Below are 20,852 nucleotides of genomic sequence, written 5' to 3'. Positions count from 1 at the left end.
GAATACATTGTACAAGTTATCCGCGGAAGGGGGACGAGATATGATAAACATCTTCCTGAGTTATGTGTTTTTGGGCTTGTCTTTGGCCGCACCTGTCGGCCCTGTGAATGCGGCGCAGATCGACAGGGGGATGAAAGGTGGCTTCTTTCATGCCTGGCTGTTTGGTCTTGGCGCTGTGACGGCGGATGTCTTATATATGGCTTTGATCTATTTTGGAGTCGCTCAATTTTTGACAGCGCCATTTTTAAAAACGTTTTTATGGCTGTTTGGTTTTTTTGTTTTGACCTATACGGGGATCGAGAGCCTGGTCAAGGCGAAGGAAGTATCGCTGATGAGGGGTGCGGGAGAGAAAGGTTCATACCGCAAATCTTTCTTGTCTGGGCTGGTGATCTCCCTTTCAAACCCGCTGAGCATCATGTTCTGGCTCGGCATTTACGGAAGCATTTTGGCGAAAACGGTAGAGACGTACGAATCATACCAGCTGCTAATATGCAGTTCAGGCATTTTAATCGGACTTTTTTTGTGGGACTTGGCCATGTCTTTTCTTGCGGGGACATTCAGAACATTTTTAAGCCCGCGGATGATCCAGGCAACGACTTGGCTCGCGGGCATCAGTCTGATTGTTTTCGGATGTTACTTCGGCTATCAGGGGATGCTCGAACTGCTGAAGGCGGGAGGCTGATTATGTCTGCCCGTTTTTCTGTTCCTGATGGGCCCACCTTTTTTTCATCAGCATTGTCACAACAGCAATAACGGCAAGAAACAGAAGGCTCACAAAAAAGCCGGGTCTGCTGTTTTTTTCAAATAACGTACCTGAAACGGCAAATAAAATCAGGACAAGCGCTGTGACAATCTGGACATTCCCTTTCATTTTTGGCTTTGTGAGCTTTTTGCTTGAAAGCAGGATAAACATCCAGTTATAGAGCAGCATTAAGCTGGCGGCCGTTGTCATATGTTCATAAAGCTGCTTCGGCAAAAGCAGCGACAGAACGATGGAAGCAGCGAGAACGAGCACCGTCAGGCCGAGTGCCGGCCACGATACTTTCGCCTTTTCTTTTTTCGCAAAGCAGGCCGGTGCATCTCCATTTTTCGCCATTGTTCCCATTAGTGTGGTGACAGCGAACAGGGAAGCAGTCAGCGTTGAAAAACCGGCGATAATAAAAATGCCATTGAAAATATCCATGATCAAATCGAGATGAAAGTCTTTTAATGACGTAATAAACGGGCTGTTCTGTTCGGTAAATGCCCCGTGGGGGACTAGGAGCATGGCCAGCCCGATCGATGCGACGTAGATCACAGCAAGGGTTATGAGCATCAGGCTCCCTGATTTTGATGAATCTTTCGGATCTTTTAAGTGAATCGCCATCAGACCCATGACTTCTATTCCTCCATAGGCGTAAAATGTGTAAATCAACCCCGTCCATAATCCCATAAAGCCGAAAGGGAACAATTCGTGAACCCGATCAGGGAACTGCGCGTCAGGCGTTTTTCCTGGCAACAGCCCGCACAATGCCAAGACAGCGATGATGATAAACATTAAAATGGCCGCCGTTTTCAACACGGCCAGTATGTTTTCCGTTTTTTCAAAACTGCTGCGCCCTGTGAAAATGACGATCATCCCGAGAATCGCATAAATGGAGGCGAACACCCACAGCGGAACCTGGTTAAACCAATGGCGTGTAAACAGGGAGATCGCCGTCAACTGACTCCCGATAATCAGCATTTCCGATGACCAGTAGACCCAGCCATTGCTAAACCCCGCCCAATTGCCGAAGGCTTCCCTGGCATAAGAACAAAAAGACCCTTCAACAGGATGATCCGCCGTTAATTTCGCCAGCTGCTGAAAGACGAGAAAAGTGCCAAGGGCAGCAAGAAGAAAGGCGGCTAATACGGAAAAGCCGCTTTTCTTAATCGCGATGCTTGAACCGAGAAAAAACCCCGTTCCAATTGTGCAGCCGACTCCGATCATGGAGAGCTGCCACCATTTTAAATCTCCTTTTTTCGCTTGTCGTTTCATCGTTTCAACCCCTCTAAATCTTCTTGTTATTTTGCCAGGGGGCGCCTTTTTTATTCACGAAGAAAAGAGGGAGGAAAGGCTCTCTGCGCACCTCAATATTCACTTTGAAATAAAACATATGCTATAGTTAAAGACATAATCATTACGGTTCATTCAGTCAAAAGGAGGAATGACGGATGACTTTACAAGAAAAAATCATGCAGGAACTGAATGTAAAGCCTTCTATCGAACCGAAACAGGAAATTGAAAAAAGGGTCGGTTTTTTAAAAAGCTATTTGAAAAAAACGGGTGCCAAAGGTTTTGTTTTAGGCATCAGCGGAGGACAGGACTCCACATTGGCGGGCAGGCTTGCCCAGCTGGCTGTTGAAGAATTGAGAGAAGAAGGCGTTCAGGCGGAATTTATTGCGGTCCGCTTGCCTTACGGCGTTCAGCAGGATGAAGATGACGCCCAGCTGGCACTCAAATTTATCCAGCCGGACAAGTCTTTTGCTTTTGACATTGCTTCAACTGTAGGCTCTTTTGCTGATCAATATCAGTCAGTCACGGGAGAGGCGCTTGCCGATTTTCACAAAGGCAATGTAAAAGCAAGAGTCCGGATGATTGCCCAATATGCGATCGGGGGTCAAAATCAGCTGCTGGTGATCGGAACAGACCATGCTGCAGAAGCTGTTACCGGATTCTTCACAAAATACGGAGACGGAGGCGCAGACCTTTTGCCGCTAACAGGATTGACAAAGCGCCAGGGCAGAAGCCTGCTGGAAGAACTGGGAGCGCCGGAGCGGCTTTATACGAAGTCTCCGACCGCCGATTTGCTTGATGAAAAACCTCAGCAATCCGATGAAACAGAGCTCGGCCTGACGTATGATAACATCGACGACTACCTTGAAGGAAAAGCCGTCTCCAGCGAGGTGGCCGAGGCGATCGAAAAACGCTATAAGGCATCCGAGCACAAACGCCAAGTCCCTGCTTCAATGTTTGACGACTGGTGGAAATAGCAAAAAAGAGGCTGACTTCAGCCTCTTTTTTTATTAACAGGCACCCTATATCATTCAAGCTGGATTTGCCATATAATTAAGATATTTGATTCCTTTATGCAAGGAGGAGTAGAAGCTGGAAATGAATGCCGCAATGAGAGATAAGAATATCGTGCTGATCGGGTTTATGGGCGTCGGGAAAACAACCATCGGTCAGCTTCTGTCAAAGAAATTAGACCGCGACTTTATCGATATCGACCAGCAGATTGAAAATGACTTTCAAATGACTATTCCGGAGATGTTTAAACAAAAAGGGGAAGCGTTTTTCAGACAGACTGAAAAAGACTATATTTTTCAGATGTGCGAACATACAATGGGCAGCATCGTATCTTTAGGGGGAGGCGCTTTCCAACAGGAGGACATCAGAAAGAAGTGTCTCGAACACTGCTTTGTCATCTTTCTTGATTTAACATGGGAGAGTTGGAAGCAGCGGATGGATCTCTTGATTGAGAACAGGCCGGTTCTTCATAACCGCTCAATCGAAGAAATGAAACAGCTGTTTAATGAGAGAAAGAGCATGTATGCATTCCACAACTTGAAAGTCGAAACAGATCACCGGTCTGCCGAGGAAACGGCCGACTACATTGTGGAGATGCTGGGGCTTAGCTGATCTTAAACAAACGTTTAATTAAGCTGCTTCTATCGCTGTGTCAATATATTGAGCCAATGATTTGTCTGATCATTGGCTCTTTCGGTCTTGTTTGACCGTTTGGCGTCCCGCCGCCATAAAAACGGGCAGGCCGAAGATACACGGCGGCCACTTCTCTGGATAAGATCTTTTCTGGCTCTGCGACCGCAAAAAAGTCGCTTAATGCCTGAGCAGACACTATAATGTAAATAATAGAAACGATAAACTGGCGGTGCACTTATTATGAAACAGCGAATTCAAGAAGAACTGAAAAACATTGAAGCGACATACGGTGTTAAAATCCTCTATGCGGTTGAATCGGGCAGCAGAGCCTGGGGCTTTCCCTCACAGGACAGTGATTACGATGTCAGATTTATTTATGTCCATCAAAAAGACTGGTATCTGTCAATTGATGCAAAGCGCGATGTGATTGAACTGCCGATTGACGATTCTCTCGATATCAGCGGTTGGGAGCTGACAAAAGCGTTAAGACTGTTTAGGAAATCAAACCCTCCGCTTCTCGAATGGCTTTCCTCGGGAACGGTTTATTATGAAGCCTATTCGCTGGCGGAAAACATGAGGCGGCTGAAAAGCCGCGCCTTTTCTCCAGTCTCCTGCATGTACCATTATCTCAATATGGCATCAGGGAATTTCCGCCACTATCTGCAGCGGGAAGAAGTGAAAATCAAAAAATATTTTTATGTGCTCCGCCCAATTCTGGCTTGTCAGTGGATTGAAAGCCGCCGGACGGTTCCTCCGATTGAATTTCAGGTTTTGCTTGACGAACTTACGGAAGATGGACCGCTGAAAACGGAAATCCAACAGCTGCTTGAGAGGAAAAAGAAAGGGGAGGAGTTCAATCTTGAACCTCAAAACCCTATCCTCCACGCATTTATTGATCGTGAATTGGAGCGGCTTCAGACGGTTGCCAAAGCATATAAAACAGATCATGAAGATCTGACGCAGGAGCTTGACCGGCTGTTTAGAGAAACGCTAGACGAGGTGTGGGCATAACATAGTATTCCCTTTAAGTATTCTTAAAGGGTTTTTTCTTTGCATTCATAGGGAAATGGTTGAGTATAACAGAAAGCGTTTTCAAATAAAGCGGCGCGGAACGGCAGAAAGGGCATTCGCAAAAACGGGTTCGCCGAAAACGCATCCTGTTCTTTACCGAAGTTTCTTCCTGATTCTATTGTCGTATACCATCCAAGTTTTAGGAAGAAAGTTTCTGAAAAAATCCCAGCAGATGTAAAACATTGTGGAAAAACCACAAAAATCGTCAGCTTTTTTGTTTTTTCGAAATATTGTGAATCGACCCTTTGCTCTTATAAAATTAAGAATATAAAGAAATATTTCATGAGATGGCGGGGTGTGAGTAATGGAAGTGATAACAAGAGACTTTTTCCTATTCTTATCTAAAAGCAGCATCCTGAATCGCCTGGCGAGAAATTGGGGGAGTTCCGTCGCGACCGGAAAAATTATCGGAGGAAAAGATTTTGAAGCTTCAATTCCGATTATTAAGGGGCTGAACGAACAAGGGTTGACTGTCACAGTTGATCATTTGGGCGAATTTGTAGACAGCAGGGAAGTCGCAAGGGAACGCACGCAGGAATGCATTCGGGCCATTCAGCTGATTGCTCAGGAACAGCTTAATTCACATGTTTCATTAAAGATGACGTCACTGGGGCTCGATATTGACCTTGACCTTGTCAGGGATAATATGACCAGCATTCTGGAATGTGCCGAACAGCACAAAGTGATGGTCACAATCGATATGGAAGATGAAGTGCGCTGCCAAAAGACGCTTGACCTCTTTAAGGAGTTCAGGCAGAAATACGAGTATGTCAGCACGGTCCTGCAGGCTTACTTGTACCGGACCGAACAGGATTTGGAGGAGCTTAATCCGTATAATCCGTTTTTCCGACTTGTGAAGGGAGCTTATAAAGAATCGCCGCAAGTGGCGTTTCCTGACAAAAAAGATGTGGATGAGAATTACAAAAAGCTCATTAAAAAGCAGCTGCTGAGCGGCCATTACACAGCCATCGCAACTCATGACGACAAGATGATTGATTACACCAAAGAAATTGCGAAAGAGCATCAAATCGGCAAAGACCGCTTCGAATTTCAAATGCTGTACGGGATGCGCAGCAAAACTCAGGTGGAACTGGTGAAGGAAGGCTACAATATGCGTGTGTATCTTCCTTACGGAGACGACTGGTACGGATACTTTATGAGACGGCTTGCCGAACGGCCTGCCAACATCGCTTTTGCGTTTAAAGGCATGACGAAGAAATAAAACGATAAAAAGGGGAGATTAGCATGACAACACCTTACAAACACGAACCATTTACAAATTTCGGGATCGAAGAAAACCGGAAGGCATTCGAAAAAGCTCTGGAAACGGTAAATAACGAATGGCTGGGTCAGTCCTATCCTCTTGTTATCGATGGAGAAAGGTATGAAACGGAAGACAAGATCGTATCGATCAATCCTGCAAACAAAGAAGAAGTTGTAGGCACGGTATCCAAGGCTACTCAGGATCATGCGGAAAAGGCCATTCAGGCGGCTGCGAAAGCGTTTGAAACTTGGAGATACACAGATCCTGAAGAAAGAGCGGCTGTTTTATTCCGCGCGGCTGCCAATGTGCGCCGCAAAAAGCATGAGTTTTCTGCGCTTCTAGTCAAAGAAGCAGGTAAACCTTGGAATGAAGCGGATGCGGATACGGCAGAAGCGATCGATTTTATGGAATACTATGCGCGGCAAATGATTGAGCTTGCGAAAGGAAAGCCGGTTAACAGCCGTGAAGGCGAACGAAATCAATATGTGTACACACCGACTGGTGTAACGGTTGTTATTCCGCCTTGGAACTTCCTCTTCGCGATCATGGCCGGAACGACGGTTGCGCCGATCGTGACAGGAAACACGGTTGTTCTGAAGCCTGCAAGCGCAGCGCCTGTCATTGCTGCCAAGTTCGTTGAAGTGCTTGAAGAAAGCGGACTTCCAAAAGGAGTAGTTAACTTCGTCCCTGGAAGCGGAGCTGAAGTCGGGGATTACCTGGTGGATCATCCGAAAACAAGCATCATTACGTTTACAGGTTCAAGGGAAGTCGGAACGCGCATTTTTGAGCGCGCAGCGAAGGTTCAGCCTGGTCAGAAACACTTAAAACAAGTGATTGCTGAAATGGGCGGTAAAGATACGGTCGTCGTTGATGAGGATTGTGACATTGAATTGGCTGCACAATCAATTTTCACATCTGCCTTCGGCTTTGCAGGCCAAAAATGTTCAGCAGGTTCACGGGCTGTCGTGCATGAAAAGGTATATGACGAAGTATTGAAGCGCGTAATCGAAATTACGGAGTCCAAGAAAGTCGGAGAGCCTGACAGCGCGGACGTTTATATGGGACCTGTCATCGACCAGGCATCGTATAATAAAATCATGGACTATATCGAAATCGGAAAAGAAGAAGGCCGCTTAGTCAGCGGAGGAAAAGGCGATGATTCAAAAGGCTACTTCATCGATCCGACGATCTTTGCCGATCTGGATCCGAAAGCCCGGTTAATGCAGGAAGAAATTTTCGGACCTGTTGTTGCTTTCTCAAAAGTCAGCAGCTTTGATGAGGCGCTGGAAGTTGCCAACAACACCGAATACGGCCTGACAGGCGCGGTCATTACTAAAAACCGCGACCATATCAACAGAGCAAAACAAGAATTCCATGTCGGAAATCTGTATTTCAACCGCAACTGTACAGGGGCGATCGTCGGCTACCATCCGTTTGGCGGTTTCAAAATGTCGGGAACTGATTCTAAAGCGGGCGGCCCTGATTATCTTGCGCTTCATATGCAGGCGAAAACGATCAGTGAAACGTTTTAAGGTGTAAGAAAAGGGATTAAACAGGGGACGAAGGCAGCCTTTCATAGGCTGCCTTCAAAAAAAGAGAAATTAGTCTAAAAATTTAGATAAACGGCATCTTGGGGGGAGATTCTTATTCAGAACGCACAATTGATCATTTCCATCGTAATTTACATGTTAGGGATGCTTTATATTGGGTATTACGCTTACAAACGGACAGCAAACCTCTCAGACTATATGCTTGGCGGACGGACGCTCGGGCCTGCTGTCACGGCGCTCAGCGCCGGCGCATCAGACATGAGCGGCTGGCTTTTGATGGGGCTGCCGGGCGCCATGTTTGCAACAGGCCTGAGCGGTTCATGGATTGTCATCGGCCTAGTGCTCGGCGCATGGGCAAACTGGATTTTTGTGGCGCCGCGCTTAAGGTCATACACCGAGGTAGCAGGCAATTCGATTACCATCCCTGCATTTTTAGAAAACCGCTTTCATGACAAATCAAAGATCCTGCGGATATTTTCCGGAGTCGTTATTATTACCTTTTTTACGTTTTATGTATCATCAGGAATGGTTTCCGGCGGCGTTTTATTTAACAGCATGTTTCATTTGGAATATCATACAGGGCTGTGGATCATTTCGGGTGTCGTCGTGGCTTACACGCTTTTCGGCGGGTTTTTGGCCGTCAGCTGGACGGACTTTGTCCAAGGTATCATTATGGTTGTCGCGTTAGTTCTTGTTCCGGTTGTTACGTTCATTCAGACGGGGGGACCGATAGAAGCCTTCAGCGAAATCCAGTCGATCGATCCTAACCTCCTCAATATTTTTAAAGGAACGAGTGTCCTCGGCATCATCTCCTTGTTTGCATGGGGCCTCGGCTACTTTGGACAGCCTCACATTATCGTGCGCTTTATGGCGATATCCTCTGTCAAGGAAACGAAGAAAGCGCGCCGGATCGGCATGGGTTGGATGATCTTTTCAAGTGCGGGCGCACTGCTGACCGGATTGCTCGGTATTGCGTATTACTCGAAGAACGGGCTTCACTTGGATGATCCGGAAACGATCTTCATTCAATTGGGGAACATCCTGTTTCACCCTCTGATCACAGGCTTTTTAATCTCGGCGATTTTAGCAGCGGTTATGAGTACAATTTCCTCCCAGCTGCTAGTTACATCAAGTTCTCTAACTGAAGATTTATACAAAACGCTATTTAAACGCTCTGCATCTGACAAAGAACTCGTCTTTTTCGGACGGCTTTCGGTTTTGGCGGTTTCCATTGTCGGACTCTGTCTCGCCTGGACAAAAAACAATACGATTCTCGGTCTTGTCAGCTATGCTTGGGCGGGTTTCGGCGCGTCGTTCGGCCCAGTGATCATCTTAAGTTTGTTTTGGAAGAGGATGACAAAATGGGGGGCGCTTGCCGGAATGGTTGCCGGAGCAGTTACCGTCATCATTTGGGCGGAAGCCGGACTTTCCGATGTTCTTTATGAAATGATTCCGGGCTTTGCCGCCAGCTTGCTGTTTGTGTTTGTCGTCAGTCTATTGACATCAAAACCGGAGCAGCAGGTGCTTGATGAATTCGAGCAATACAAACAAACACTGTAACGATGATGGAGATGGGAAACCATTCTCCGTCTCTCTTTTTATAGGCCTTCTCCCCCCTTCTAACAGGGGATTGATCCCATTTTTTTAAAAGTCGCATATAAGTCTATACAAGAGTGTAAAGGAGAAGTATGATTAAGTTAAAAACGAGTAGGAGAAAGGATATGGAAGAGCTATTAGAACAAGTTGTTTCTCTTTCAAACATTAATGAGATCATTGACTTTATCAGCGGCGAGCTGAAAAAGCCGGTCATACTGGAAAGCGCAGATTTTTTCTTATTAGCTTATAACTCCTATTATATTAACCATTTTGATGCAGCAAACCAGCAAACGATTTTCTCCAAAAAATGTCCGCTGCCGATCTTTGAAAAGTTCGTCGAAGAAGGCATTATTGATCAATTGAAAACGATTCCGACTCCTTTTAGGGTAAAACAGATTGAAGAAATCGGGTTAAACCAGCGGGTTGTCGTCAGCGCCAAGTATAAAGACGAAATTATGGGCTATATCTGGGTGCAGGAGATTGAAGACGACCTGTCTGATGAAGAGCTTGATTTCTTATACAAAGCATCCTTTCATGTCGGGAAGATCATTTATAAGAAAAAACGCCTCAAACAAGAAAAAGAAGAACAGGCGGAAGAGCTTTACAAAAAGGCAATTAACGATCAGTTTCAAACGGAAAAAGAGCTGAAAGCCGCCGCCGATAAGGCGAGCGTTGTCCTGCCGGCCGTGTTTACCGTCATGGTGCTTCAAGTCGTTGACGGGGAGGATGAACTGCTCGAGGATCTGAAGGAAACGATCCGGTCTTATTTAAACCTGAAAGATAATATCAGTCACGTATTGGAGGATCATTCGAATATCGCCATCATTGTCGGCAGTGTGTCGCGCAAGCGTTCCGCGCTGGCTGCGGCCTCAGAACTGATCAACCGTCTGTTGACCCATTTGCGCTCGCAAATGCTGCCTCTTATTTTAATCGGGGTCGGCAATGAGTACAGCAGCCCGCTGTCCCTTGGCAGAAGCTACAGAGAGGCGCTCCAAGTGACGAAAGCAGCTGAAATCACGGGAAGCCAGGAACACATTCCCTATGAATACCAAAAGCTCGGGCTTTTCAGGTATCTTGACCAAATCGCCGCAAAAAACGATCATCTGCAATATGTAAACCCGGACCTTCAGCTGCTGAAAGAAAAAGATAAAGAAAGCCACACCGAATTTTTGAGAACGCTTGAAATTTATCTCGTCAACAACTGCAAGGTCAAGCCATCCGCAGAACAGCTGTTTATCCACCAAAACACGCTCAACTACCGTATCAAACAAATATTAGAAATGACATCGATCGATCTCAATGATTTTAATACTAGATGTCAATTGTTTATCGATTTAATGCTGATGAAGAAAGCAGGCTACAAATCGTAAACAGAAAAAGAAAAGCCGGTGCATGAAGTGCCGGCTTTTAATATGTCCGATAAACGTAAGGATCTTTTGGCTCTTTTATAGGAGACCAATCCTTCACCTTCATCACAGGAATCGTAGATTTGAAAGGCTGATAGTATTCGGAAGACAGCGTTCCTTTTACATGGAGCCACTGATCGTCTTTAATATTCGTATGTTCAGGGAATTCGACCAGCATACCGTAGACTCCCGAGTCGGCGATGCAATGAATGATTCCGAAGCGGAGAACAAACAGCTGTTTATCATTGATCGCTTCCCCTTTAAAGGCAAAACCGTCGAATTCGATCGTTCGGTCAAGGAATTCTCCCGGATATTGATAGATCGTTTCCATGCCCTTCAAAAAATCATCGTCTTTTAATGAAATATGCTGTTTTCCTTTATAATTTTTCAGCGCTTTATTCATCAATTCATCGTACCCTTCCTCGCCGTAGTAGATGCTTGTATCAGGGCGCAGGTACTGGGTTTGGGCATAATGCTCCGGCTGTTCGATCGCTTTGAACGAGAAGCCCTTCGACTTGACGATATTGGAATCAAGCGTCGCTGCCGGCAGAAAAAGTCCGGTGCATAAAGGGAAGATGAACACGAAATAAATGAACATCCTTTTCAGAAAAGGCTTATCTTTTTCATGATCGTGATCATGGCCGCATCCGCAGTCGCGGTCACATCCTTTTTCGTCTGAGCCTTTCATATAAATGTAGAATTGCACCGCTGTCAAAATGGCCAGAAGAAAAATAGCGATGTATGAAAGGTAAGCATATTTCATATTAATATATTTTGTCAGATTGCCGGATGCATGAAGATGAAAAAAGAAAAACGTAAACAACATTAAAATGAATGTGCGAAACATGTTCTCACCCCTTTACCAACAGTGATCCGGCTAAGACAATAACGGCGATGTAGGCGACTAAGACAAACACAAAACGTTTTTTAAAGATGCCGAGCATCATCAGCAGATTTTTAATGTCCACCATCGCTCCGAATACAAGAAAGGCGATAAGTGAGCCGAGTGAAAACGTGCTGCTGAAAGAAGAAGCAATAAAAGCGTCGACCTCTGAACAAAGGGACAGCACAAATGACAACCCCATCATAACAAGGGATGAAGACACATCATTCTGCCCGATCGCCAAAAGGGTAGATGTTTTAATATACGTCTGCATTGCCGCTGCGACAAATGCGCCGATGATCAAATATTTTCCGACTGAGAAAAACTCGTCAACTGCATGGCGGAGCGTCCCGCCGAGCTTTTGCAGGAAAGACTGGTTCGCATGGGTATGGTGGTGATGGCCGCGTGTCCCGTTCTCGATCAGCTGATTCCCTTTAAATTGATAAGAGATGATCAGCCCGGCAATGAGAGACACCGCAATCGCCAACCCGCCGCGATAGAACACAACATCCCATTTGTTCCCGAAAGCGATGAATGTCGAGAATAACACAATCGGATTGATGATCGGGGCCGTCAGCATGAAGGCGACCGCTGCGTGAAGCGGTACGCCCTTTAAAAGCAGCCTGCGGGCAATCGGAACGATGCCGCACTCGCAAGCCGGAAACAATACCCCGGCAAATGTCCCTGACAAAACGGCGAGAAATCGGTTTTGCGGGATGATTTTCGCCATCATCTCCTCCGTCACAAACATTTGAATCAAACCTGATATAAAAACCCCGATCAAAACGAACGGAATCGCTTCTATTAATATACTGATAAATATTGAGTTCAGCTGCAGAAAGGATTGTGAAGCCACAAAAAAACCTCCGCGCAAATGTGTATTTTTAGTTTCAATCTAGCATTATAACATAAATTGAAAAAGCGGTTTTGTGCGGCGGGGTCAGATAATGGGAGGAGCAGAAGTGACAGAATCAATACATATAAAATCCATACACAGCCTTGAAGGGGAATGTTATGATAAGAATATTCAAAAAATGAAAAGAAGAGGGGAAAGACAAGATGCAGCAGCCTTATGATATGCCGCTAGAACAGCTTTACCAGTATAAACCGGAACGGACGGCACCGGCTGATTTTGAAGAGTTCTGGAAGGGTTCATTGGAGGAATTGTCAAATATAAAAGCGGAGCCTGAGCTTGAACCGCATGAATATCCGGCTGACGGGGTAAAAGTCTACTGGCTTACATACAGAAGCACCGGGGGAGCGCGAATCAAAGGCTGGTGTGCAGTACCCGACCGCCAAGGGCCGCATCCTGCGATCGTCAAATATCACGGCTATAACGCCAGCTATGACGGAGACATTCATGATATTGTCAATTGGGCTCTTCACGGTTATGCGGCATTCGGTATGCTGGTCCGCGGGCAGAGCAGCAGTGAAGATACAGAGACCTCTCAACACGGACATGTACCCGGCTGGATGACAAAAGGAATCCTCGATCCGAAAACATATTACTACAGAGGGGTCTATTTAGATGCCGTACGAGCAGTCGAAGTGGTCAGCGGTTTTGCTGAAGTCGATGAAAAGCGGATCGGAGTGATCGGGGCAAGCCAAGGAGGCGGGCTGGCTGTCGCGGTTTCGGCGCTGTCCGATATTCCAAAAGCAGCCGTGTCCGAATACCCTTATTTAAGCAATTTTCAACGAGCGATCGATATAGCGATCGACCAGCCTTATCTCGAAATCAACTCCTTTTTCAGAAGAAACACCAGCCCGAATATTGAACAGGCGGCCATGCGGACCCTGTCTTATTTTGATATCATGAACCTTGCTCAAGCGGTCAAAGCGCCCGTTCTCATGTCGATCGGACTGGTTGACACCATCACACCGCCATCCACCGTCTTTGCGGCTTACAATCACTTGAAAACGGATAAAGAAATAAAAGTGTACCGCTATTTTGGACACGAATACATCCCGCCGTTCCAAACCGAAAAGCTGGCGTTTTTGAGAAAGCACCTGAAATGAATAAAAGTGAACACCCGGTGAAGCCGGGTTTTTTTATGTCTTGATTTAAGAATATATCGTATTATAAGATATAATTAGAGAGGGTGATGAAAATGAATACAGAGAAAATCATAGAAATGATGAATCAGGACTGGACGGATATTTACTACCATCTGCACACAAAGCATGATGATCATTTGTCTCACCACGCGGTTCGAATGCTTCAGCATATCGAAAAAAACCGCTTGGTGACCATTGGCCATTTAGCAAAATTATTGGATGTCTCTCATAATACGGCATCAGAACATGTGAAAAGACTGATACAAAAAGGACTTGTACAGAAAAACCGGGACAGCAGCGATGAACGCAAAGTCTACGTCACGTTAACGCCTGAAGGTGAAGAAGCAGTGAAACGGCATACGAGACTTCATCCGAAAAAACTGCAAAAGGTGCTGGAGCAATTAAATGAGGAAGAAGTCGAAATGATTAAAACAGCATTTTCCTTGTTGAGCCGGGAGGCAAAATCATGTTTTTAATAGTGAAAATCGGGGTTTCTGCAATATTGATCGCCATTATAACCGAAATTGCACGAAAATCGCCTGAAATGGGCGGAATGATTGCGGCATTGCCTCTTGTCAGTCTGCTGAGTTTATTTTGGCTTAGTTTACAAGGGGAATCTTTAAAGCATTTAAGCCAATTCGCGAAAGGCGTGCTATGGGGGTTTCCCGCCACGGCGGTTCTCCTTTTGATCGTGGTTTTGAGTTTAAAAGCATCATTTCCGGTTGTCATTTCTGTTGTGTTTGGAGTATGCGGATGGGGCGGGTGTTTAATGCTGCAAAAGGCTCTCATCCATGCGATATTCGGGTGAAGGGGAATGGAATAAGAAGCCGCTTGTGCTGCCGCACAAGCGGCTGAAACGATCAGGGAGCGGCATACCCCCCTGTATGAGACTGTCACGTATAAAGCTTGGAGTAATAAATCATCCTCGCCGGAAAAGGAACGTCTCTGTATGGCCCCTCGGGTGGGATGGATGTCGACAGAAATCGGAAATAATGGTTCCCGAGTATTTTTAAGTTTATCGGATAAGTCTGGACGGTTTCAGGAGCGAGTTCATAGGAGAATGCTTGAGCTTTAGATTGACTGACCATGAACTTTTGATATTCCCCGTTTTCAAAGCAATATAAATAGCCCTTTAAACGATGCGCTTCCTGGTTGACCAAAGAGATATACAGATCTTCTCGGCCGTTTTTTTTAACCGGGTTTCCTGCTTTGTCAGACAAGTAAATCAATCTTGTTTGAGATGGGCTGCCGCTGTTCATTTGACAGTTAACAGGTTCAATGCAAGCAGGATGAGTCGAGAGCCGGTCAGAATGCGGGGCATGTGAAATCAATTCAAAATAGTAGGGTGCTACATCGTCGGCATCCCGATTCCATTTGCAATCGTGCTCAGCCTTTAGGTCGAACATGAAGGACTGGGTGATGATATAAACGATGTGTCTGCCCGCAGGAACATGCTGGAACCTGATTTTGATTTCCTTGGACGAATGAGCGGGAACGATGGATGGAAAGGTTTGCGAGGGCCGGTCATTTCCTTCAAAGAAAACGGATATATGGATGCGGTCTTCGGCATTCGTATGGTTGCAGCAGACGTATGATGCTTGGAAATGGCCTGATGGATCGGTTTGATAGCTTAATTTGTTTCTGTCGATCGTATAAAGGTGATCTGCGTGAAAATAAGTCGATCTGAGGATATGGATAATACCGCCTCCGTTTCACAGTATGGAAAGCCGCCGGAGCACCCGGCAGCTTCTTGCTATTTTTTGATATAAACCTCTGTCCGCTTCTCCAGGAAATCCTGGAGCAAAGCGATCGCCGAGCAAACGGCCCAGTAAATCAAGGCAACTAAAATATACATCGTCATATAGTCGAACTCCCGTCCGCCTACGATTTTTGCCTGTTGAAACAATTCAGGCACGGTGATCATGGCGGCGAGGGAAGACGCTTTAACGAGATCAAGCATTACGTTTGCAAGAGGCGGGAGTGCAATTCTAACCGATTGAGGGACAATCACGTGGCACATCGTCTGCCAGTAGGAAAAGCCGATCGATTTTGCAGCGTCCCACTGCCCTCTGTCAACGGACGACAGGGCCGAGCGGATAATCTCGGCAATGTATGCGGCGCTGTTCATGCTGAAGCCGATTAAGGCAGCAGTCAAAGCCGTAAATTGGATTCCGATATAAGGAAAACCAAAATAAAGAATAAATAGAATGACAAGGATCGGAACGCCTCTCATAAACGAAATATAGATTCTTGCCGGCCAACGAAGCAAAGAGATCTCCGACATGCGCCCAAGCGCGATGAAAAAACCGAGAATTAAACCGGCAAACATGCTCGCAAATGAAATAAAAAGCGTATTCCATATGCCTTGCATCACATAAGGAAACGATTTCGCAGCCAATTCTGCATTAAAAATATACTCCCATTGAATAGAGCCCAATTGACATCCCTCTATTTATTCACATCGACATCGACAAAGTCGATATCCTGCTTTTTCGAAACATCGGCACCGCCGAAAAACTTTTTCGAAATCTTTTTGATTGTGCCGTCCTTCAGCATTTCGTCAATCGTTTTGTCGAATTGTTTTTTTAGTTCTGCGTTTCCTTTTTTCATGATCATGCCTTGCTGATGCGGATAGTATTTAAGATCGGGATGAATAGTCAGATCCAGATCAGGCATTGCGGCGAGCGCGAGTTTTTGAAGGTAGTAGTCGTTTAAGATGACATCGGTTCTTCCATTCGCTACATCCTTTAAAAATTGGTCATTTGTTGCGTTGTCGTAAATGACTTCCTCAGCTCCGTATTGGCGCGCGATATCCATGTAAACTGTCGTAGCTGCGCCAGCGGCTTTCTTTCCCTTTAAATCTTCAAGCGTGTGGATGCCTGATAGATCTTTTTTGCGGACGATAGCCGTTCCGAATGAATATTTATAAGGCGTAGAGAACAAAAACTTTTCTTTGCGGTCGTCGGTCATTGTAATATCGTTGGCAGCAGCGTCCACTTGTCCGCTCCCGACCGCCGTCAGCATGCCGTCAAAGCCCATTTCTTTAAATTCGACATCCAGGTCGAGCCGTTTAGCCGCTTCACGGATGACTTCCACTTCGTAGCCGGTCAGCTTGTCTTTGCCGGAATCAGTGTCATGATATGAAGTAGGATAAAGGGTTCCCGAAGTCGCCACAACGATCTTCCCTTTTTCCTTTATCTCATCCCAGGCTGTTTTTTGATTTTCAGCCTTATTTTGAGTAGTGCTGCATGCAGCTGTTATAAGAGCGAGCGCTAACACCGTTATCAACAATGTAATGCGCTTATACGTATGCAATTTATTCACTTAAAAAATCCTCCTATTCCTTTAGTCAAGTAAACCATAGCACTGAAGTAGGGATTAGGCAATAAGATAATTAGTATTGGGAAAAAATAAAATAATTGATAGTGCAACCTGCTTTACTTTTTAAGGTGAAAGATGGAATCATAAAGATATTGGTAAATTGAAACACAAGGAGGATAAGAAAAGATGAAAAATATTTTAATCATCAACGGACATGAAGCCTATCCCCATGCAAGAGGACAGCTTAATCACACTATTTTTACAGCGTTGGCGGACAAGCTGGGTGAAAAATATGAAGTGAAAAAAACAGTGGTGGCAGACGGATATCAAATCCCTGAGGAGCACGAGAAATTCAAGTGGGCTGATGCTGTTATTTATCAGACGCCTGTTTACTGGTTCAGTGTTCCTGCTTTATTTAAAAAATATATTGATGAAATTTATGAGTACGGGCTTTTTTATCAAGGGTCTGAAGACTACGGCAGAGGCGGGCTGTTTACAGACAAAAAGTATATGTTTTCAACCACATGGAACGCGCCCAAGGATGTATTCTCCAAAGAGGGGACATTCTTCGAAGGTAAAAGCCTTGATGAAGCGCTCTTTCATTTGCACAAAATGCAGGAATTCGTCGGCATGAAGCCTTTAAAAACATTCTCTGTTCATGATGTCATCAGCAATCCGCAAGTAGATCAATATTTAGCTGATTTGGACGCCCATTTAAAAGAAGTATTTTCGATTTAAGTCAAGAGGTTTGTGCTCAGGCGCAAACCTCTTTTTTCGTTATCCGCTAAGAAAACGTGATACAGTTGAGTAAAAGCAAAGCAGGGGGTGCTCGCATGTTTTTAAAAAAGCTGACTTTACTTCGGGAAAAAGTTCCTTCTTATGCAAAATATCCATTTTCAATTCCTGCTATTCAACATTTAAAAGAACTGACGTTTCAAAAAAACGTAACATTTTTTGTGGGGGAAAACGGATCAGGCAAATCGACGCTGCTTGAAGCAATCGCAGATAAATGCGAATTTAACACGGCTGGCGGGGGAAGAAATAATACATATGAAGTGTACGGTTCCGGTTCGGATTTGGGAGACTATATTAGATTGTCATGGCTTCCTAAAGTAACAAACGGCTTTTTTCTGCGCGCCGAATCTTTTTATCATTTTGCCACTCATATTGATGAAGTAGACATCACCGGTTTTCGAGGCTACGGAGGCAGATCTCTTCACGAGCAATCACACGGTGAATCTTTTTTATCGCTTTTCAAACATCGTTTTAAAGAGAAGGGTATCTATCTTCTCGATGAGCCTGAAGCTGCTTTGTCCCCGGCAAGACAGCTGGCATTTTTGAAAATTCTTCATGATTTGACGAAATCAAACCAAGCTCAGTTTATTATCGCCTCTCACTCCCCCATTTTATTAGGGTATCCGGAAGCCGACATCTTCAGTTTTGATGGTGAACAAATCACTGAACTGAACTATGAGGATACGGATCATTACACCTTAACCAAGTATTTTCTTCAGCACCGGGAAAAGCTTCTGGCGGAGCTGTTTTTAGATGATGTTTGATCTGAAACGCGTTTCATAGGATATGATAAAGTGCATCCGGATCAAAATACGAAACAGGAGTGAGCCATATGATTCATCAGCAATTACGCCCATTTCCAAACCATTTCCTATGGGGATCAGCTTCAGCAGCCTATCAGATCGAAGGAGCCTGGAAGGAAGACGGCAAAGGCCTCTCGGTTTGGGATGTGTTCACAAAGATTCCCGGCAAAACGTTTAAAGGAAGCAATGGAGACATTGCGGTCGACCATTACCACCGTTTTAAAGAAGATGTTGCTTTAATGGCCGAGATGGGGTTAAAAGCATACCGTTTTTCAGTCAGCTGGCCGAGGATTTTTCCCCAAGGCAGGGGAGAAGTCAATGAAGCGGGCTTGAGATTTTACGATGACTTGATTAATGAGCTCCTTGCTCATGATATTGAACCCGTTTTGACGCTTTATCATTGGGATCTTCCCCAGGCTTTAATGGATGAATACGGCGGCTTTGAATCCAGAAGGATTATAGAGGATTTCAATACGTATTGCGTGACGCTCTATAAGCGGTATGGGGACAGGGTCAAATATTGGGTGTCCCTTAACGAGCAAAATTACAATTTTAATCATGCCTTTATCACAGCGATGCATCCTCCGGGTGTGAAGGACAGGAAACGCTTCTATGAGGCTAACCATATTGCATTTCTGGCGAATGCAAAGGCAATCGATTCTTTTCGCCGGTATGTTCCCGATGGAAAAATCGGACCGAGTTTTGCTTATTCGCCTGCATATCCGCTCTCCAGCCGTCCGGATGATATCCTCGCTTTCGAAAATGCTGAGGAATTTACAAATTATTGGTGGCTTGATGTGTATTGCCGGGGAACATATCCGGGCATTCCTTTGAAATATCTGAAGGAAAAAGGCTGGGCGCCGACAATTGAGGAGGGGGATATGGAGCTTTTAGCAAAAGGAAAACCTGATTTCGTCGGTGTGAATTATTATCAAACCATCACATATGAAATGAATCCTCTAGACGGAGTAGCGGAAGGAAAGATGAATACGACCGGCCAAAAGGGCAGCAACCAGGAAACAGGTATGCCCGGTTTATACAAAACAAAGAGGAATCCTCATCTTGAGACATCGAATTGGGATTGGGCCATTGACCCGATCGGTCTAAGAATCGGGCTTCGCAGGATTTCCAGCCGCTACGGGCTTCCGCTTTTCATAACGGAAAACGGGCTTGGGGAATTCGATAAGGTTGAAAATGACGGCACAATTCATGATGATTACAGAATTGCCTACTTGCGTGCGCATCTTGAACAGTGCAGACAGGCTTTAAACGACGGAGTCGATTTAATCGGCTACTGCAGCTGGTCTTTTACAGATTTATTGAGCTGGCTGAACGGCTACCAGAAGAGATACGGTTTCGTTTATATTAATCGTGATGAAGAGAATGTAAAGGACTTGAAGAGGATTAAAAAAGACAGCTTTTACTGGTACCAAAATGTCATTCAGACAAACGGGGAAGAGCTTTAGGAGAAGGGCGCCGGTGACACCGGCGCCTTTATTCTTTGATCAGGCCTGTTTAAAATCGAGAATATAGGTGATCTTCGCAGTGCTGCTTTGATCAGGCATAATCGTATAGCATGTCAGCTGATAGACGCCTTGCGGGATGTCGCATGACAATTTCTTGGATAGGACGCTTGCAATTTCGACCCCGCCATGAAGCACGTCGAAAGAAACGGTGACGCGCCTGTTAAAGGAGGGAACCTGTTCCTGGACATTCAAACGAACTTCTACTAATGATGCCGTATTATCGAGAGCTTCAAACGAGACCGCGTGTTCTCCCGCTGTGTAGCCTCTTTTAATATCCTCGTCTGTCCAATCCATAACGGGCGGCTTTCCGCCTTTTTGATAAACGGTAAACTGATGGTATGACATCGTCATTTCTTCTGCTTCCCACTTTTTGATCAAAGAACGTACCTCCAGTGTTATTTAATCTTGAAAAGTATTTTCGTGCCGTCCGGATAATCGCTTACCTGATTGCCCACCCAAGATCCTGCTCCACGGTTATCAGAAGGACTGATATACTCGACGGAAGCACCTGTTCCGCCTTCTTCGCACATGGCCATCGGCCACTCGTCGCGGTCATAGCCCGATTTGGAAGGAACATCTTTTAACGATTCCTTTCGGCGTTCGTCGGCTCCGTCCCTGTCGATCGTACAGATTTTAGAATGCCCTTTCTTGATGGCCTTTCGAATGTGCGCGCCTGTTTCAGGATAGCGGTCCGACGGGAAAATCAGCACTTCATCATAGTCTGAGCCGTTTTGCCGGCCTGAAGGCTGGTGTTCTGAAGTGAAAAAATCGCCGGATATAATGCCGATGATCACGACGGCGACGGCGAGCAAGGTGATCAGCAAAGATTTAATTTTGTCCATTCGTGTTGTCCTGCTTTCTTATAAGTTGAATCACTCAGCCGCAGCGGGCCGGAAGTAA

21 protein-coding genes are annotated in these 20,852 nt (G+C 45.4%); 14 read left to right on the top strand and 7 right to left on the bottom strand.

Going from position 1 to position 20,852, the window contains the following annotated elements; translation table 11 throughout:
- The first annotated feature begins 43 nt into the window (after nucleotides 1-43).
- Entirely contained in the window at nucleotides 44-682 is a 639-nt protein-coding gene (locus M1E03_RS19705; RefSeq protein WP_023855684.1) for a LysE family translocator, read from the top strand.
- Here the strand turns inward: M1E03_RS19705 and M1E03_RS19700 are convergent, their stop codons facing one another.
- Complete coding sequence (locus M1E03_RS19700; protein WP_429674029.1) at nucleotides 683-2,017, bottom strand: amino acid permease; 1,335 nt, start codon at nucleotides 2,015-2,017, stop codon at nucleotides 683-685. It lies immediately after the preceding gene.
- A 176-nt stretch (nucleotides 2,018-2,193) separates the two neighbouring features.
- On the opposite strand from M1E03_RS19700, the gene nadE reads away from it, so the two are divergent.
- From nadE to M1E03_RS19665, 7 genes are all read left to right on the top strand, one after another.
- Nucleotides 2,194-3,012, top strand: a complete 819-nt coding sequence (gene nadE, locus M1E03_RS19695; protein ID WP_020450077.1) for an ammonia-dependent NAD(+) synthetase — start codon at nucleotides 2,194-2,196, stop codon at nucleotides 3,010-3,012.
- Nucleotides 3,013-3,133: 121 nt separating this feature from the next.
- Nucleotides 3,134-3,661: a shikimate kinase gene (locus M1E03_RS19690; RefSeq protein ID WP_059230719.1), complete on the top strand. Its 528-nt coding sequence runs from the start codon at nucleotides 3,134-3,136 to the stop codon at nucleotides 3,659-3,661.
- A gap of 261 nt (nucleotides 3,662-3,922) precedes the next feature.
- Nucleotides 3,923-4,693, top strand: a complete 771-nt coding sequence (locus tag M1E03_RS19685; protein WP_026580500.1) for a nucleotidyltransferase domain-containing protein — start codon at nucleotides 3,923-3,925, stop codon at nucleotides 4,691-4,693.
- Nucleotides 4,694-5,063: 370 nt separating this feature from the next.
- Nucleotides 5,064-5,975, top strand: coding sequence for a proline dehydrogenase family protein (locus M1E03_RS19680; RefSeq protein ID WP_171866290.1), 912 nt, complete (start codon nucleotides 5,064-5,066; stop codon nucleotides 5,973-5,975).
- A 23-nt stretch (nucleotides 5,976-5,998) separates the two neighbouring features.
- Complete coding sequence (pruA, locus tag M1E03_RS19675) at nucleotides 5,999-7,549, top strand: L-glutamate gamma-semialdehyde dehydrogenase (protein ID WP_103750330.1); 1,551 nt, start codon at nucleotides 5,999-6,001, stop codon at nucleotides 7,547-7,549.
- Nucleotides 7,550-7,711: 162 nt separating this feature from the next.
- On the top strand, nucleotides 7,712-9,127 hold the full coding sequence (gene putP, locus M1E03_RS19670; RefSeq protein ID WP_231692420.1) for a sodium/proline symporter PutP: 1,416 nt from the start codon (nucleotides 7,712-7,714) through the stop codon (nucleotides 9,125-9,127).
- A gap of 161 nt (nucleotides 9,128-9,288) precedes the next feature.
- On the top strand, nucleotides 9,289-10,533 hold the full coding sequence (locus M1E03_RS19665) for a PucR family transcriptional regulator (RefSeq protein ID WP_023855679.1): 1,245 nt from the start codon (nucleotides 9,289-9,291) through the stop codon (nucleotides 10,531-10,533).
- A 37-nt stretch (nucleotides 10,534-10,570) separates the two neighbouring features.
- Here M1E03_RS19665 and M1E03_RS19660 read toward each other — a convergent pair whose 3' ends face one another.
- Both M1E03_RS19660 and M1E03_RS19655 read right to left on the bottom strand, forming a co-directional pair.
- Nucleotides 10,571-11,416: a TIGR03943 family putative permease subunit gene (locus tag M1E03_RS19660; RefSeq protein ID WP_023855678.1), complete on the bottom strand. Its 846-nt coding sequence runs from the start codon at nucleotides 11,414-11,416 to the stop codon at nucleotides 10,571-10,573.
- A gap of 4 nt (nucleotides 11,417-11,420) precedes the next feature.
- Nucleotides 11,421-12,326, bottom strand: a complete 906-nt coding sequence (locus tag M1E03_RS19655) for a permease (RefSeq protein ID WP_458110572.1) — start codon at nucleotides 12,324-12,326, stop codon at nucleotides 11,421-11,423.
- A 185-nt stretch (nucleotides 12,327-12,511) separates the two neighbouring features.
- Between M1E03_RS19655 and M1E03_RS19650 the strand changes: the two genes are divergently transcribed.
- From M1E03_RS19650 to M1E03_RS19640, 3 genes are all read left to right on the top strand, one after another.
- Nucleotides 12,512-13,468 carry an acetylxylan esterase gene (locus tag M1E03_RS19650; RefSeq protein WP_103750328.1) on the top strand — a complete coding sequence of 319 codons (957 nt, stop codon included), beginning with the start codon at nucleotides 12,512-12,514 and terminating at the stop codon, nucleotides 13,466-13,468.
- Between the two features lie 86 nt (nucleotides 13,469-13,554).
- Nucleotides 13,555-13,983, top strand: a complete 429-nt coding sequence (locus M1E03_RS19645) for a MarR family winged helix-turn-helix transcriptional regulator (RefSeq protein ID WP_025810789.1) — start codon at nucleotides 13,555-13,557, stop codon at nucleotides 13,981-13,983.
- Nucleotides 13,974-14,315 carry a DUF3147 family protein gene (locus M1E03_RS19640; protein WP_035337278.1) on the top strand — a complete coding sequence of 114 codons (342 nt, stop codon included), beginning with the start codon at nucleotides 13,974-13,976 and terminating at the stop codon, nucleotides 14,313-14,315. The genes M1E03_RS19645 and M1E03_RS19640 overlap by 10 nt, the downstream gene beginning before the upstream one ends.
- 945 nt (nucleotides 14,316-15,260) lie before the next feature.
- Here M1E03_RS19640 and M1E03_RS19635 read toward each other — a convergent pair.
- Together M1E03_RS19635 and M1E03_RS19630 are read right to left on the bottom strand one after the other, a co-directional pair.
- Nucleotides 15,261-15,944 (bottom strand): amino acid ABC transporter permease, encoded by a 684-nt coding sequence (locus M1E03_RS19635; protein ID WP_020450090.1) that lies wholly within the window; start codon nucleotides 15,942-15,944, stop codon nucleotides 15,261-15,263.
- Between the two features lie 11 nt (nucleotides 15,945-15,955).
- The gene (locus tag M1E03_RS19630) at nucleotides 15,956-16,831 is read right to left on the bottom strand and encodes a transporter substrate-binding domain-containing protein (protein WP_026580508.1); all 876 of its coding nucleotides are present in this window, start codon (nucleotides 16,829-16,831) and stop codon (nucleotides 15,956-15,958) included.
- 183 nt (nucleotides 16,832-17,014) lie between these two features.
- Here M1E03_RS19630 and M1E03_RS19625 point away from each other — a divergent pair, with 183 nt between their 5' ends.
- From M1E03_RS19625 to M1E03_RS19615, 3 genes are all read left to right on the top strand, one after another.
- Entirely contained in the window at nucleotides 17,015-17,566 is a 552-nt protein-coding gene (locus M1E03_RS19625) for an NAD(P)H-dependent oxidoreductase (protein ID WP_035337275.1), read from the top strand.
- A 95-nt stretch (nucleotides 17,567-17,661) separates the two neighbouring features.
- Nucleotides 17,662-18,387 carry an AAA family ATPase gene (locus M1E03_RS19620; RefSeq protein ID WP_035337274.1) on the top strand — a complete coding sequence of 242 codons (726 nt, stop codon included), beginning with the start codon at nucleotides 17,662-17,664 and terminating at the stop codon, nucleotides 18,385-18,387.
- A gap of 68 nt (nucleotides 18,388-18,455) precedes the next feature.
- Nucleotides 18,456-19,892, top strand: coding sequence for a glycoside hydrolase family 1 protein (locus tag M1E03_RS19615; RefSeq protein ID WP_020450094.1), 1,437 nt, complete (start codon nucleotides 18,456-18,458; stop codon nucleotides 19,890-19,892).
- A gap of 39 nt (nucleotides 19,893-19,931) precedes the next feature.
- On the opposite strand, the gene M1E03_RS19610 is transcribed toward M1E03_RS19615, so the two are convergent.
- Nucleotides 19,932-20,330 carry a competence protein ComJ gene (locus M1E03_RS19610; RefSeq protein ID WP_023855672.1) on the bottom strand — a complete coding sequence of 133 codons (399 nt, stop codon included), beginning with the start codon at nucleotides 20,328-20,330 and terminating at the stop codon, nucleotides 19,932-19,934.
- A gap of 17 nt (nucleotides 20,331-20,347) precedes the next feature.
- The gene (locus M1E03_RS19605) at nucleotides 20,348-20,794 is read right to left on the bottom strand and encodes a NucA/NucB deoxyribonuclease domain-containing protein (protein WP_020450096.1); all 447 of its coding nucleotides are present in this window, start codon (nucleotides 20,792-20,794) and stop codon (nucleotides 20,348-20,350) included.
- Nucleotides 20,795-20,852: the final 58 nt, after the last annotated feature.

This window comes from Bacillus sp. PK6-013 (genome assembly GCF_054161445.1).
Note: the sequence above shows the minus strand (reverse complement) of the source record. Positions and strands in the feature narration are given on the sequence as shown.